Here is a 15,148-nt window from a genome sequence, read left to right as displayed (position 1 = left end):
GGTTGGCTATGGTACGGCGTTTGAGGGAGAAGCGATCGCAGCCTCATCATTTATTCTCACGTTTGGAGATTTGAACCATGAACTTAATGCAGCGTCTGGCGATCGCCGCCTGTGGATTCCTCACCACAGGAGCCTTGATTGAGGTCGGGTTGAGCGGTCAGATCATGCAACCCGTAGCAGCGAGAGTGGGTAGACCGTTGACCCCGGTCAGCGCGGCGGGGGTGTCGCGGCGTACCACTCGGCGAGTAATTCGGCGATCGACCGTTTATGTCGCCAGTCTGCCAAGTAGCTGTTCGACCGTGATCATCGAAGGGACGAGCCTCTACTCCTGTAGTGGCACCTACTACCAGCCCTACGGCACCCAATATGTCGTGGTCTATGTGGACTAGGGTTTTGTCTCTCCTTGACCACCCTGCTGGCGACGGCTATATCTCGCGCCATCCATCCCTTGGCAGTTAGGAGCGATCGCACCGATGCAAAACTATCCCCAAATCACTGGTCCTCGACAATCGCTGTTGCTGCTGGCTGGCACCTTCGTTGGTGTCGCCCTGACTCTGGTGATCATCACTCAGTTGCCCCTGGAGCAGGCAGCAGTGGTGAGTTCCATGAGCTTGGCGAGTTTAATTGTGGCTTGTGCTTATCTCTCCAAGCCGCTGTACTGGTGGATGGGGGTGGGGGCGATCGCGGGCATGATCATCGGACTGGGCGGCATCATGGCTGAACATTTGGCCAGCGAAAAAGAACCTGTTGATTTACATCTGCGACTGATTCTGGTGAGCAGCCAATCCCTAGCGGGAGTCATCTCTGGGGTGCTGGTGGGTCGCCGCATTTCCCAAGCCCACCTCCCCACCCTCAAAGACTTTCTCTCTAGCCTGAGTGCTGTCACCGTGGGGTTGTTTGCGATCGTGGTCACCTGGCGTTTCATCGTAGATGGGCTAGAACCCGCCCGCACCCTCTCCAGCCGCCTGAGTGCATCGACCACCATTTTGATCACCCTGTTGGCAATGCCGGGGGCGTTGGGCTACCTCCTGAGCCAACGGCGTCAACCGCCCACACACTAATGACCCAGCGTTCAGCAGGGTAATTGCGATCGCCAACCTATCCCTTACTTTCATCAGGAGTTAATTTTATGGAAACCCAAACCAACATCAGCAACACCAACGCAGCAAATACGCTACCAGATCTGTCTTATCTGGGCGGCACCCAGGCGATGACCCTGACCCCTATCATCGGCAATTCCAAGCGGGAATACGCCGAGGTGTTCATTCCGGGGGAGGAGGAGCTTGAGGATGGTGAACTGCGGGTGACGGTACTGGGCAGTGGTAATCCGTGGCCGACTCGTGCCCAGGCTTCACCCAGTATCCTGGTGGAGGTCGGTAATCCCCAGCGCGACCTGCTGCTGTTTGACCTGGGAACCGGTTCCCTGATCAACTATGCCACCCTGAAGCTACCCGTAAACCTGCTCGACAAGCTGTTTATCACCCATCTGCACGCCGACCACATGGGCGATATTCTGACCCTGAGCGGCAGCTTCTCCAAGGTAGGGCGAGCCGATGGGCCGGTCTATGTCTGGGGTCCTAGTGGCACAGCACCCCACCTCGGCACGCAGCATTTCTGCGAGGCGATCGAGTCGGCACTGTCCTGGGATACGGAAGCCGGACTCGGTCCCATCAACCCGGAAAGCATGAAGATCGTGGGCACCGAGTTTGATTTCAGCAAAACTGAGGTGATCTACCAACAAAACGGCGTGACCGTGACCTCGTTCCCCGTCGTCCACTGCATCAGCGGGTCTGTTGGTTATCGACTTGACTTCGCGGGGTTATCCTTCGCTTTTTCCGGAGACACCCTCCCTGGCTGGCCCCTGGTGAATGCCTGCAAGGGGGTGGATGTGCTGATTCACGAATGCTTCCCGCCCGCAGCGGCGTTGGCAGAAGCATCGGGGCTTTCTATCGAACGGGCAACGATCGCCCTCGAAGCCGCGCACACCTCACCTAAGGCGGCTGGCAAGGTATTCAGCCTGGTGCAGCCGCGCCTCGCTTGTCTCTGGCACACGCTGCTGTCGCCGGACGTGGTCTCGATGCTCTTTGCCGAACTGGGCGAGGTGTACCAGGGGCCGGTGCTCCAGACCCAAGATTTGACCGTGATCAATATCACCAAAGAGGCGATCGTCTCGCGTCAGGCAAAGGTAGAGAGCCAATTGCCACCGATCGCGGGGGAACAACGCGCCAGCTTCACCCCTTTCCAGATTCCACCTCCCGACTGGTGGGCAGAGGCACTGATTCCGCTTGATTGAGCAGCCTGATCGGTTCATGGGTAGCGCGATTCCCCAGGAAGGCGGACATGAATAGACAACTCACTCCTTAGCAAAGGACGAACACTATGAGTGCCCCAAATCGCCAATACCGCTACCATCTCTCGATGCTGAACACCGCTTAAATATTTGCAACTTTAATTAGTGTGGAGAGGAGAGCCAATGAATCTTCAAAATCAATTCGTACTTAATAAAAACCAGCGATCGCACTGCATCGGATTGCTACAACTGAGCTTGTTATCAACCGTATGTTTGAATCTCGCAACGGTTCTACACGCAGTTCCAGGGTTGGCATCTCCGACTGCGCCCATGACTCCGGCAACAGCGGTTGAGGCTACAAAGGTTAACCCTCTTTTAGCCGAAACTCCTACAACGGTTCAGCCTGCACCCACGATTACGGCTAATGACCCACTTTCCTTTGCCGGTGAAGGGGAGAGCGATGTAGCCGATGGCTTTGATCAAGTCACATCGGTGTCCCAACTCACGGATGTCAAACCAAGTGATTGGGCATTTCAGGCATTGCAATCGCTGGTCGAACGCTATGGCTGCATTATTGGTTATCCCGATAAAACCTTCCGGGGCGATCGGGCGTTGAGCCGTTATGAGTTTGCTGCCGGACTCAATGCCTGTATGGATCGGATGAGTGAACTGCTAGCGGCGGCAACGGCTGATTTGGTAAAAAAAGAAGATTTGCTAGTAGTGCAAAAACTGCAAGAAGAATTTGCCGCAGAGTTGGCAGTGCTACGGGGGCGCGTCGATGCGCTGGAAGTGCGGACAGCGACGCTGGAAAAGCAACAGTTTTCTACCACAACAAAACTTTCAGGGAATGCCATTTTCTCGTTAGCGGGTCTATTTGGAGCCGATGGCAGCAAAAACCAAACCGTATTTCAAGATCGGTTTAATCTCAATCTAAACACCAGCTTCACGGGGCATGATCTGCTAGTTCTCTCATTGTTTGCTGGAAATGTTCCTCTGGTTCCGCTCGGTGGTTTTAAGCTGCCGACAACCACCGCTGGAGGAGAACCGGTTACATCGCCTGAAGGTGCTCTGGACTCTACTTTTGGAGCCAACACGAACAATACCCTGACCCTCCTGGGAGGCGTATACGCCTTTCCCATCGGAAAGCGAACACAAGTGTTTCTCCTGGCCGCTAATACTGCCCCTTTCATCTTCATGCCCACCCTAAATCCGTTGGATAGTAAGGCGACTGGGATTGGTGCCATCTCTTTGTTTGGTCAGCACAACGCCATTTATAGCCTAGGTGCATCAGGGGCAGGAGCCGGGATCAATTACCACTTAAATCCGCAATTCCTATTGAGCGGATTCTATGTCGCGGATGGCTTGAGAGCCAATGATCCATCCAGTGGAAACGGTTTATTCAACGGTGGGTATTCTATTCTGGGGCAGATTACCTGGATGCCCAGTCCCAAATTCAGTCTTGCCGCTACTTACAACAATACTTACTTTAGTCCGGGACGATTTGGGTTTAACTACAATGGTTTACCCATTGCAGGTACGGCGGTGGCGAATACCTTAGCGGGTCAAACTCGGCTGGCTCCCGGCCCGTTTTTTAATCCCGCTCCCGTGATCACCAATTCTTACGGGGTTCAAGCTTCCTACAAGTTAAATCCTGGGTTTGTGATTAGTGGTTGGTTTGGTGTCAGTTACGCCCGCTTAATTGGGGAAGGCGATGGCACGATTCTCAACTATGCTCTGACCTTTGCCTTCCCTGATCTGGGTAAGAAAGGGAATCTGCTCGGTTTCGTAGTGGGGGCAGAGCCTTACTTGACCAACTTTGATGGTGGTAATCCTCAACGTTTCAAGACAGATATTCCTTGGCATCTGGAGGGCTTCTACCGATATCAGGTGACTGATAACATCTCGATTACGCCCGGTGTCATCGTTCTCACAGCTCCCAACCAGGATGCCAGTAATGGGGTTGATGTAATTGGCACAATCCGAACCACGTTTACGTTCTAATCTGAATATCTTTCTTTGTAAGGAACTAGCTGAAGAAATGAAAGTGGCAGAGCAAAGTCATCCTCTAGCAATCACTAATCCCAACGAAAATTAATCAATCTAGATCGCGCCTATGCTACCCTCTTCTAACGTTCCTGAACCAGAACCCTATAACCTGAATAATGAGTTAGCCAAAGAACGGACACGTGCCGCCGCCGATCGCACTTTAATGGCATGGATTCGGACTTCTCTTTCCTTAATTGGCTTTGGCTTCGGTATTCCCACGATCGTCAGAACGCTGGAAGCAACTCGGGTAGGAGCATATTTTAACCCTCACCATGTTACCAACGCCGTTGGACTGGCTTTTATTAGCATTGGTATGTTTGCGATAGCGACTGCCCTGAAAGAACATCACTATATGCTGAAGCGAATTCAGAGCGATCGCTTTATGTATAGCAGTTCTAGAACTACGGAGATTGTGGGGTTCGCGTTGCTGTTGGTAGGGTTAGTTAGTTTCCTGGGTGTGTTAATCAAAGCCATTAATGTTTAACGATCCTGGCATGAAATGACAAGATAGATTCGAGCGCTTTGACGAGAATAAAGGGTATCCAGATAGGTAGCGAGCCTATGGAAATGATGGTTTCTACCTAACATTTACGTTCGCTGCTAAAATCTGAAAATTTCTTCAGGCAAAGTTTAAAGCTGAGTCTGTATAGCTATGCGATCGATGTTGGCACTATGGAAACTCCCTTGTTGAAGTCACTGGTTAAAGCTCAGATTATCTTCCGGCGGTTCTGTTGCTGGAAGCCATGCCGCTCCTTGCCATTGGGTATGCTTTCAGCACTATTGACAGCACTTCCAGGTCAAGCGGCTGAGAAACTCACGTTCTTTTACGGTTCATTCGTACAATCTGTGCAGGTGAGTTCATTAAATGTCTTTGCTCAAGATGGCACGATTAACTCAGATCTAGAGTTCTATTTCAAATTGGCAAAAGCCGATACCAAGACGCAGCAGGAATTTCGTAAAGCCTTAACAGCCCGGTTGAACCTGGATCCCGTTTTGCTCTCGCGCCTGTTTTATAGCGAGTTAGGTGAAACAATCCTAACTAGCATTGGGCGATACGTTCAAGTCCCTCAGCAAGGCAACGGGATGCATGCGTTGCGGTCAGCATTAATTATGTCTGCACTCGACCCTGACGGCTTAACCCTCCTGAATTTTATCAACAAGTATCCTACCAATCTCTACCTGGATATTGGGCTAGGTCTACAAGGGGTTAAGAAGCTGGAGAAAGTGCTTCAGGCAACCGACTTCTTTATCGGCAAGATGGCAAAAATTTCGGCGAACGAGGCAGCAAGCAGTACATTGGATTATGCCTCTATGCCCGATTTACGTCAGCCAGGTTCTTACCAAACTCGCCAACAACGCTGGGTGCTCCATGATCAAAGCCGCGATCGCCAGTTCTATGTGATTGTGGTGCAGCCGGAACCGTTACCGCTAGGAAAGATGCCGGTGATCATTTTGTCGCATGGGCTAGGTTCTAGACCGGAAGATTTTGTGGAAAAAGCCCAACAACTGGCATCCTATGGTTTTGTAGTGGCACTACCCCAACATCCAGGTAGCGATACCGAACAGGTACAAAAGCTTCAACAAGGGCTATCCAAGTCATACTTTCTGGACAGTGAGTTTATTGATCGACCCAAAGATCTGAGCTACGTGATTGATGAACTGGAACGCCGCCATCAGACAGAGTTTGGGGGTAACTTAGATCTGCAATCTGTGGGAGTAGCAGGACATTCCTTTGGGGGCTATGGGGTGTTAGCGGTGGCAGGTGCAACCATTGACTTTAAGCATCTACAGCAAGCCTGCGATCGTCCATTTGCCTATTTAGATACCGCCCTCCTGCTGGAATGTCGAGCGTTGCAGTTACCGCGAGAACACTATAATTTTCGGGATGAACGAGTGAAAGTTGTATTTGCCGCCAACCCGGTGAATTACGGCATTTTCGGCCCTCAAGGACTAGGGCAAATTCAAATTCCCACGTTTATTGTCGGTGGGAGTGATGACCCAGCTACCCCCACTGTGTTTGAGCAAGCTCGGTCATTTCCAGCACTGGCTTCACCAACGAAGTACCTGGCACTGGTGGAAGGGCAAGCCCATGTTAACTTGGCTCAATTAGATGCTGGGGTAACGAACATGCTGAATTCAATTCCGGGGCTTAAACTAGCCCATCCTGATTTGCTCCGCGACTATGCTGATGGCATGTTAGTGGCATTCTTTAAAACCCACTTAGTCAACGATCTCCGCTATCAGCCCTATATGCAATCCTCCTATGCCGCGTATTTAAGCCGTAATCAGCATTTCAAAGTATTTGTCATTAGCCACAAATCTAATGATGCGTTCAAGCAAGCGCTGACCGAATTCAGAGCCAAACACGGCAGTTTAATAGAGTAGGAAGACGACCATGAATCTGTTGGCATTGTGGAATCCGCTAGGTTAGTTGGCTGGGGGCAGGTTGAGCCAGCCTAAATAACCTAACCCCACAAACAGCATTAAGCCGCTTCTCGTAACCGTTGGGTGGTTTGGAGCAAGCTTTCAACAAAGCGATCGAGGCGTTGGGATAGTTTTTCATCCCGCAAATCACCCTCGGGGGTAAAGGCTTGCCATGCCTGCCCGATCGCAATCTGGTCAGGGATCACCCAGGCATGTACCCACCGCATAATCGTGCGTAAATCATTTAAAGCATTGCTGTTGGATTGTCCGCCCAGAATGCTGATCAGTCCGGCAACTTTATCAGATAACTGATCAAAACTCATCAGATCTAAGGCATTTTTCAGCACTCCACTGACACTACCGTGGTATTCCGGTGTTACCAAGATCAAGCCATCTGCCTGCTGAAACGCCGATCGTAACCGGGTGACATCAGGATAATCGGGATATTCGTCGCTACCATCACAAAACGGCAGTTGCAATTCTCGCAAATCCAAAATTTCTACCGATGCGCCTAATGCCTCTAGCCGGCGAGCGGTCAGGTGTAAGGCTTGTTGGCTATGGGAGTCAGGTCGCAGGCTACCGGCAATCCCTACAAATTTAACCATGATTAGAAGTCCTATTTGTTCTACAGCCGTTCTTGAATGAATGCACTACATGTTCTCCCCAGAATTGGGGGCGAGGGGGCGAACACTGCTGTCAGTGAGGGTCATTCCTGGTAATTTCTACCATCACAATCCGAAACTGTGATCCGTTAAAGCAAACTCGTAACGACTACGTTTAGTCTAACGAAGTAAATTAATTTTTGTCAATTCCTCGATCGGTAGAACGGGCGTGTTGGAATTGTGAAGTCAATAGGCATCATTTCCACCGCGATCAGTTAATTCCTCCGCATTGTCAACGGTCAACTCCCAGAGAAGAAAGTTACACTAGATTTCTAGATACCCTTCCCGCTCCTTGCCAGGTTAGTCTAGAACACCTGAGATGAGTGGTCGGGTCGGACAGCAGGCGACAAACAATTACTATGAAACGGTTCTGGACAAAAGCATTGATGAAGCAACAACCACTGCGGGTTTCTGCAACCAAAGGATTAATCACCACCATCTGTGTGATTGCTCAAGGAGTCATGCTGAGTTTGCCAGTGATGGCGAACAGCCCCACCAAAATGAGTTACAGTGACCTGCTGTTAAAAATTAATGCGGGTGAGGTGACTAGCATTAAGGTCGATCCAGTGCAGCATAGCGCCAGAATTACTCTGGAAGGGCAGAATCCTGGCGATCCGACTCGGGAAGAAGAAATTTTACTGTTTAACAACTACGAGGAGATTACCAAAGCCGCTGTTGCCAATGATGTGCCGTTGGAAGTTAGACCCACGGCAGATAACAGCATGGTGATGGGGCTGCTGGCAAACCTGTTGTTGTTTTTATTGTTGATTGGTGGTTTGTTACTGATTATTCGGCGATCGACGAATGCTCCCGGTGGGCCCGGTCAGGCATTGAGCTTTGGCAAGTCTCGCGCTCGGTTCCAAATGGAAGCTAAAACGGGCGTGATGTTTGATGATGTGGCCGGGATTGAGGAAGCCAAGGAAGAACTGCAAGAAGTTGTCACTTTTCTGAAAAAGCCAGAGAAATTTACGGCAGTGGGTGCCCGGATTCCCAAAGGTGTACTGCTGGTGGGTTCACCCGGCACTGGGAAAACGCTGTTAGCCAAAGCGATCGCGGGTGAAGCGGGTGTTCCCTTCTTTAGCATCTCTGGGTCTGAGTTTGTCGAGATGTTTGTCGGGGTAGGGGCATCTCGTGTTCGGGATTTGTTCAAGAAAGCCAAAGAAAATGCGCCCTGTATTGTCTTTATTGATGAAATTGATGCGGTTGGTCGGCAACGGGGCGTTGGGATTGGTGGCGGTAACGATGAGCGGGAACAAACCCTGAACCAATTGCTGACGGAAATGGATGGGTTCGAGGGTAATACTGGGATTATCATTATTGCCGCAACCAACCGTCCGGATGTGCTGGACTCGGCATTATTGCGCCCCGGTCGCTTCGATCGCCAGGTGATGGTGGATCTGCCTACCTACAAAGGGCGACTACAAATTTTGGAAGTCCATGCTCGGAATAAGCGCTTAGATCCAGAAGTATCGCTGGAAGCTGTGGCTCGTCGGACTCCGGGCTTCTCGGGAGCGGAGTTGGCGAACCTGCTCAATGAAGCGGCAATTCTCACCGCCCGTCGCCGCAAGGAAGCGATCGGGATGCTGGAAATTGATGATGCGATCGATCGGGTGACGATCGGGTTAACGCTGACTCCCTTACTGGATAGCAAGAAGAAACGGCTGATTGCCTATCATGAAGTGGGTCACGCGCTGTTAATGACCCTGTTGAAGCATTGTGATCCACTGGATAAAGTCACGATTATTCCCCGTTCCGGTGGCTTGGGTGGCTTTGCTAAATCCCTGCCGAATGAGGAAAGTTTGGATGATGGGTTGCTGAGTCGGGCACAGTTAGTCGATCGGATTACCATGTCCCTGGGTGGCAGAGCGGCGGAAGAGGAAGTGTTCGGTCACGATGAGGTGACGAAAGGCGCATCAGGAGATATTCAGGCGGTCGCCTACTACACCCGGGAAATGGTGACACGCTACGGCATGTCCGATCTGGGGCCCTTAGCCCTGGAAACTTCCGGTGGTGAAGTTTACCTGGGACGGGATTGGATGCCGCGTCCCGCCGAATATTCGGAAGAAGTGGCTACTAAAATTGACCACCAAATTCGGGCGATCGTTTTCCGTTGCCATGAAGAAGCGCGGCGGATCATTCGCGAACACCGTCCCTTAATCGATCGCCTGGTCGAAATGTTGCTGGATCAGGAAACGATCGATGGGGATGTGTTCCGCAACCTCGTAGCCGAATACCAGGCACAGCACCCCGCGATCGAAGTGTCATCTTCACCTTCTTGATAAAGCTGGGAGAGGGCGTAATCCTGTCTAGGGCGATTGGCGAATCGCCCCTACTATCCATAGTTACTTACGGCTGACTCGACCCTGCCCGGTTTGTTCGGCATACATCGCTCGCAGTACCAGGGCAGGATCAACCCATTGACCGCCATACTTCAAGCCCCAATGTAAATGGGGCCCCGTGGTGCGTCCGGTCATGCCGACTCGCCCAATCCGCACCCCAGCCTGCACTGTTTGACCTTCCCAGATTTGGATGCCGCCGTCGCGATCGATCATGTACCGTCCCCCATTGGCACTTTCGACATGACCGCGCATGTGGCAGTATATATGTTCCCACTGTCCCGACTCCACCACGACGGAAGTGCCGCAGGCAGAATCATCCGAAACTTCAACGACTTTACCAGTCCACCAGTTGCGGATATAGCTGCCTTCCGGAGCCGCCATATCCAGACCACGATGGTATTCCTGGGTATAGGAACCGTCCGGAGCTTGCCGCAAGCCAAAGGGAGAGGTATAAAGCTGGAAGTTTTCTACGGGAAAGGAGGCTCCCTGCCAATTACCTAAAGCGATTGGTTGGGGGTGGGATTCGGTGGCGACGACGAAGGTTTGCCGGGTACTAAAGGTGAACAAACTGAGCAAGCTCATCCCTACAACTACCAATTGTCCAATCCGTAAGCTTGCTTTTGGTCGTTGCAGGGGTCGGCAGGGGAACCTGCGATCGCAGGCAAACGACTGGATAATCTGAGGCAGCTTCTGAATCAGTTTTTGATATGGCATGGGCGAAAGATCAATCCAAATGACTGTCCAAATGGCAATTCACTGGCTGTATGGTACTCCAGCTTCCTGGCAGCGAAACCAAATTTTTTCGGGGTAGTCAATGGGTAGGATGAATGGGTGGGACAGGAGAGATCTATTATCAAAAGGCAACCTAACAGGAGAGAACCAGGCATGAGACGATCGGGGTTTGGGCAACAGGTACGGGCACTCGCTACTCCGGGCAAATTGATTGGGATTGTGGTGACGATCGTCTGTGTGCTGTTGGGCATCTGGTTATTTCCCTTGCGGGCAAGTAGTCAAATTAATCCGCAGTTGAAGGAACAGGTATTACAGATCATTCGAGAAAATCCCGAGGTGATTCTGGAGTCGGTACGCTCCTATCAGCGAAAACAGCAACAAGCTCAGGAACAAGCGCGGCAGGCATTTTTGCAAAACCTGAAAACGAACCCCCAGGCGGTAATTGCTCAATCACCGACGACGGGGGCTAAACCGGCTAAGACGGTACTGCTGGAGTTTTCCGATTTCCAATGTCCCTTCTGTGCTAAAGCTCAGCCGACCTTGAAAGACTTCATGGCGAAACATCAGGATCGCGTGACATTGGTGTTTAAACACTTCCCGTTAGTGTCGATTCATCCTGAGGCAATGCCAGCAGCGAAAGCATCCTGGGCGGCAGGTCAACAGGGCAAATTCTGGGAATATCACAATGCGTTATTTGAGCAACAATCCCGGCTGGGGGATGCTCTCTATGGCGAAATTGCCCGATCCCTTAAACTCGATATAGCCAAGTTTGACCGCGATCGCGCTAGTGCGGCGGCAACGGCTGCGATCGAGCAAGATATCGCCCTGGCAGAGCAACTCGGGGTCGATGGCACTCCCTTCTTTGTCATGAACGGACAAGCCTTTTCTGGTGCGGTACAGGTGTCTGAATTAGAAGCCGCCTTGGCGGGGACTGGGCAAGAGCGTTAACAGCACCACTATTCCTCAAGCTTTCGTTCTGGAGCATTCGCCTTCATAATGTGACGGAGTGTTGCTGATGAGGATGTGCTTCGTTCATGACTCAATTTGTGGCTGCCAGATGGTCTTCGTTAGTTTGGGCTGTGCCATTGACTCTCTTGCTCTGGGGAACGGATGCGCTGGCAGCGATCGCGCAATCCCGGTTTTATAATCCCATTCCCCTGACTCCAGGCAAGCCAGTTTCTGACAAACTCTCAAATCAGGATATGCCGACGGGGCAGGGGGGATTTGCCAGGGATTATGTGATGCAATTAACGGCTGGTAGCCAATTGGCGATCGACCTGGCTTCGGATAACTTCGATAGCATTGTTAGTTTGATTGCGGGAGATGGGTCTACCATTGCCGAAAATGATGATGGGCCGGATGGTAGCACCAATTCGTTGTTATTTATTCGGATTACCAAAACGGGCACGTACTATATTCGGGTGCGATCGTTTGGGGAAGTGGCAGGTGGCTCGTTTACGTTGAAAGTTACTCTCCTCAAACCCCTGTAAGCCGTTATGAAGACAGGGAACAGTTGGGGAATCGTCCGGCTTTATTCGCGGCAACGATCGCATTCCGGCATTCCCACAAACTGCTGCCCGTTTTCCGGGATAACTCATGCAAACAAATCATCGGGCTGCTGGCTTGGGGAGCCTGGAGATATAGCTCGTAGGCGGTTTCTAAAACGCGATCGTTTAATGGCACTGACGGTTCCAATACCTTTGCCAATGACCCAAAATTAGCGAATGCTTCAAACATGACAACCTCCTTACTAAATCGGTTTGATATAAATTTCTTGCCTACAAACTATCAGGGGAGCCAGAACCATAACCTCCATCAGGAGATAGTAATGCCTATCCATCTCCAGAGTGGTTTAGCGCGATCGTTTACGGAGGATTTCTAACAAGGTCAAAAATGTCTGAGGTAAGGGAGCTTCTACCGCGATCGCCACTCCCGACACCGGATGCTGCAAGCGTAAGCGCCAGGCATGGAGTACCTGTCCAGTCAGATTAACACCGAGCGATCGCCCGGAACCATAGACCGGATCACCGACGATCGGATGTCCAATATGAGCGGTATGTACGCGAATTTGATGGGTGCGTCCAGTTTCCAGGTCAAAGTTAATCAGGGTGAAATTGCCTAACCGCTCCCGAATTTGCCAATGGGTCACGGCTGGTCGTCCGCCTTTCGTCTCCGGAACGATCGCCATTTTCTTGCGATCGACAGGATGCCGTCCAATTGGGGCTTCGATCGTACCCTGTTCGGTAGTGGGCGCACCATACACTACTGCCAGGTAACTGCGTCGGGCGGTTTTGGTTTGAAACTGATGTTGCAGGTGTTGGTGAGCCAGATCGGTTTTAGCGATCGCGATCGCGCCACTGGTATCTTTGTCTAAGCGATGCACAATGCCGGGACGCTGCACTCCGCCAATGCCCGACAGGGTACTCTCGCCGGTTGGAGTCCGACAATGCCAGAGTAGTGCATTCACTAACGTGCCGCTGGTATGTCCAGGAGCGGGATGCACGACCAATCCGGCAGGTTTATTCAGAATCAATACTTGGTCATCTTCATACAGGATATCCAGAGGAATCGGTTCCGGTTGAATATCGAGGGGAGTGGCATCGGGTAACGTCACTTGCAGCCGATCGCCGCTATGAACGGCAGCCTTTTTCGAGGTACAAATGGCTCCATTCAGCCAAACCTGCTGTTCACTAATCAGTTTTTGAATTCGCGATCGCGAAATTTCTGGTAACTGATCGGCTAAATAGGCATCCAGGCGATCGCCATCTTCTTCTACCCACAAATCAATCGTTACAGACACACGCTATCCTAAAAGCTAATCTGGTCGGGAAGGACAGGACGGCAATTTGCCAGTTGTCCATGCAGATTAACGACTGTACCAATAATCGCGATCGCGGGAGCGCCAAAGTTGGTGGTTTCGACCTGTTGCCCGATCGTGGCTAAGGTGCCCGTGAGTTCCGCCTGCTCTGGACGGGTGCCCCATCGGACTAAGGCAACGGGAGTGTCGGGCGGCAATCCTGCTGTTTGTAGTTGCTCCACAATATACGCCAAATTGTGAATGCCCATATAAACGACGATCGTCTCCGAACCATGGGCTAAGGCTTGCCAGTTGACGGCGGGACGATATTTTCCGGCTCCTTCATGTCCCGTGACAAACGTAACCGAGGAACTATGCGATCGATGGGTTAACGGAATTCCAGCATAGGCGGGTGCGGCAATGCCAGAGGTGATGCCGGGGACAACTTCTACCGGGACTCCGGCAGCGACCAGATCGAGCATTTCTTCGCCCCCTCGTCCAAAAATGAACGGATCGCCCCCTTTCAAGCGCACGACGATCGTAGCCGTTTGGGCTTTCTCAATCAGGAGTTGGGTAATTTCCTCCTGCATCATCGAGTGCATGCCCTTACGCTTACCCGCATTGATTTGCTCGGCGGCAGGATTAATCATGGCTAAAATCGGCGCACTTACCAGGGCATCGTAGACCACGACATCAGCACACTCTAATAGCGCTTTACCTTTCAACGTCAATAACCCTGGATCACCGGGACCTGCACCAACCAAGTAAACCTTACCAATTTGTGTCATAAATGCGCGGCGGGAAACTAATTCAATGGTCAACCACTCACCCCAGCATAGTTGGGCAGTTGAGGGGCAACTGTTAATGGATAACGTTGCGGTGGCGATTAAAGCTGGCGAACGGCTAGCTCTATCAGTAAGTCTGCCAATTCTGGGCTTGCTTCTAACGGGGGAGTCAGGTGCAGGTGCAAATCGGGAAATTGCGGCGAAAGTTGGGTCAGCATCGTTGCGATCGCATCCGTTGTGCCGCCGGGAAACAGAAAATACGGCAAGATCCCAATAGTACGGCATCCCACCTGCTGGAGTTCTTCTAAGCGAGATTGCAAACTAGGGGGGGTGAGCCAGTAGGCAGCCACCGCGCCCAGATGCTCTGTGATCGTGGCGATTGCGGCATTCGCTCCCGGACGACGACTGCCATGGGCCATCAGAATCCAGGCTTGCATTGGGAGTAAGGACATGCGTTCAGTTAACAGGCGACGTAATCTGGCATGGGTGCCCAGATAAGGCGCAATGGTGATTGTTACCGTGTCTGCCAGGGTTGGTTGAGCGATCGCCACTTCGGTGGGAATATCCTCCATCACATGCACACCGGGGGATAGAAAGACAGGCAGAACCCGCAGATGAGCCACTTCCTGGTTTTGGACAAATTCGGCAATCTGCTGATGGAGAGGAATTGGCGTACATTCCAGAAAGGCAGTACCCACAAGCGGCAATCTGGACTGTTCTGGGGCGGCTAAGGTTGGCGCTCCAAAACTACTGGAGGTGAGGGCAGCATAACTTGATGACGATCGTTCTACGCCACCCATGCCCATCGGATGCCCTGCATAGTGAATGCGTTGCCGGAACAATTCCGTTAAGGCGATCGCCGCTGCCTGAGAACGCGGGTCACGGCTACCATGAAAAACCAACAAATAGGCGGGAGAATGTGGCAAGGCGACGAAAACCTTAAAAAAATCAGTGTGTTTTTCTGATCCTAACGCCTGATATGGCTGGGCGCAGACTAATCCCATGTTAACTAATGGACTGAAAATGCCTGACTAGTGTTAGCAGATGTTGACCTGTTTAACCCGAGAATGTCC

Annotated in this window: 15 protein-coding genes; 9 read left to right on the top strand and 6 right to left on the bottom strand. The window is 51.6% G+C overall.

Going from position 1 to position 15,148, the window contains the following annotated elements:
• Window positions 1–77: 77 nt before the first annotated feature.
• From ACN4EK_RS14535 to ACN4EK_RS14510, 6 genes are all read left to right on the top strand, one after another.
• Window positions 78–389, top strand: a complete 312-nt coding sequence (locus ACN4EK_RS14535) for a hypothetical protein (protein ID WP_431658677.1) — start codon at window positions 78–80, stop codon at window positions 387–389.
• Window positions 390–473: 84 nt separating this feature from the next.
• Entirely contained in the window at window positions 474–1,061 is a 588-nt protein-coding gene (locus tag ACN4EK_RS14530) for a hypothetical protein (RefSeq protein WP_431658676.1), read from the top strand.
• 68 nt (window positions 1,062–1,129) lie between these two features.
• Window positions 1,130–2,293 carry a guanitoxin biosynthesis MBL fold metallo-hydrolase GntH gene (gntH, locus tag ACN4EK_RS14525; protein ID WP_431658675.1) on the top strand — a complete coding sequence of 388 codons (1,164 nt, stop codon included), beginning with the start codon at window positions 1,130–1,132 and terminating at the stop codon, window positions 2,291–2,293.
• A gap of 180 nt (window positions 2,294–2,473) precedes the next feature.
• Window positions 2,474–4,291, top strand: a complete 1,818-nt coding sequence (locus ACN4EK_RS14520; protein WP_431658674.1) for an iron uptake porin — start codon at window positions 2,474–2,476, stop codon at window positions 4,289–4,291.
• 112 nt (window positions 4,292–4,403) lie between these two features.
• Window positions 4,404–4,820, top strand: a complete 417-nt coding sequence (locus ACN4EK_RS14515) for a YidH family protein (RefSeq protein ID WP_431658673.1) — start codon at window positions 4,404–4,406, stop codon at window positions 4,818–4,820.
• A 281-nt stretch (window positions 4,821–5,101) separates the two neighbouring features.
• Window positions 5,102–6,721 carry an alpha/beta hydrolase gene (locus tag ACN4EK_RS14510; RefSeq protein ID WP_431658672.1) on the top strand — a complete coding sequence of 540 codons (1,620 nt, stop codon included), beginning with the start codon at window positions 5,102–5,104 and terminating at the stop codon, window positions 6,719–6,721.
• 98 nt (window positions 6,722–6,819) lie between these two features.
• Here the strand turns inward: ACN4EK_RS14510 and ACN4EK_RS14505 are convergent, their stop codons facing one another.
• Complete coding sequence (locus tag ACN4EK_RS14505; RefSeq protein WP_431658670.1) at window positions 6,820–7,365, bottom strand: NADPH-dependent FMN reductase; 546 nt, start codon at window positions 7,363–7,365, stop codon at window positions 6,820–6,822.
• 416 nt (window positions 7,366–7,781) lie between these two features.
• On the opposite strand from ACN4EK_RS14505, the gene ftsH reads away from it, so the two are divergent.
• Window positions 7,782–9,701 (top strand): ATP-dependent zinc metalloprotease FtsH, encoded by a 1,920-nt coding sequence (ftsH, locus tag ACN4EK_RS14500; RefSeq protein ID WP_431658669.1) that lies wholly within the window; start codon window positions 7,782–7,784, stop codon window positions 9,699–9,701.
• 63 nt (window positions 9,702–9,764) lie between these two features.
• Here ftsH and ACN4EK_RS14495 read toward each other — a convergent pair whose 3' ends face one another.
• On the bottom strand, window positions 9,765–10,475 hold the full coding sequence (locus ACN4EK_RS14495) for a M23 family metallopeptidase (RefSeq protein ID WP_431658668.1): 711 nt from the start codon (window positions 10,473–10,475) through the stop codon (window positions 9,765–9,767).
• Window positions 10,476–10,646: 171 nt separating this feature from the next.
• Here ACN4EK_RS14495 and ACN4EK_RS14490 point away from each other — a divergent pair, with 171 nt between their 5' ends.
• Entirely contained in the window at window positions 10,647–11,441 is a 795-nt protein-coding gene (locus tag ACN4EK_RS14490; RefSeq protein ID WP_431658667.1) for a DsbA family protein, read from the top strand.
• Between the two features lie 86 nt (window positions 11,442–11,527).
• Window positions 11,528–11,983 (top strand): PPC domain-containing protein, encoded by a 456-nt coding sequence (locus tag ACN4EK_RS14485; RefSeq protein WP_431658666.1) that lies wholly within the window; start codon window positions 11,528–11,530, stop codon window positions 11,981–11,983.
• 4 nt (window positions 11,984–11,987) lie between these two features.
• On the opposite strand, the gene ACN4EK_RS14480 is transcribed toward ACN4EK_RS14485, so the two are convergent.
• The 4 genes from ACN4EK_RS14480 to ACN4EK_RS14465 all read right to left on the bottom strand — a co-directional run bounded on the left by ACN4EK_RS14480 (window position 11,988) and on the right by ACN4EK_RS14465 (window position 15,001).
• Complete coding sequence (locus ACN4EK_RS14480) at window positions 11,988–12,230, bottom strand: hypothetical protein (RefSeq protein WP_431658665.1); 243 nt, start codon at window positions 12,228–12,230, stop codon at window positions 11,988–11,990.
• 115 nt (window positions 12,231–12,345) lie between these two features.
• Window positions 12,346–13,293 (bottom strand): RluA family pseudouridine synthase, encoded by a 948-nt coding sequence (locus ACN4EK_RS14475; RefSeq protein ID WP_431658663.1) that lies wholly within the window; start codon window positions 13,291–13,293, stop codon window positions 12,346–12,348.
• Window positions 13,294–13,301: 8 nt separating this feature from the next.
• Window positions 13,302–14,078 (bottom strand): uroporphyrinogen-III C-methyltransferase, encoded by a 777-nt coding sequence (gene cobA / locus ACN4EK_RS14470; RefSeq protein WP_431658662.1) that lies wholly within the window; start codon window positions 14,076–14,078, stop codon window positions 13,302–13,304.
• A 98-nt stretch (window positions 14,079–14,176) separates the two neighbouring features.
• The gene (locus tag ACN4EK_RS14465) at window positions 14,177–15,001 is read right to left on the bottom strand and encodes a sirohydrochlorin chelatase (protein WP_431658661.1); all 825 of its coding nucleotides are present in this window, start codon (window positions 14,999–15,001) and stop codon (window positions 14,177–14,179) included.
• Window positions 15,002–15,148: the final 147 nt, after the last annotated feature.

The organism is Pantanalinema rosaneae CENA516 (assembly GCF_050753385.1).
GTDB classification, from domain to species: domain Bacteria; phylum Cyanobacteriota; class Cyanobacteriia; order Leptolyngbyales; family Leptolyngbyaceae; genus Pantanalinema; species Pantanalinema rosaneae.
The sequence above is the reverse complement of the archived record's forward strand: the minus strand, read 5'-3'. Positions and strand labels throughout refer to the sequence as shown.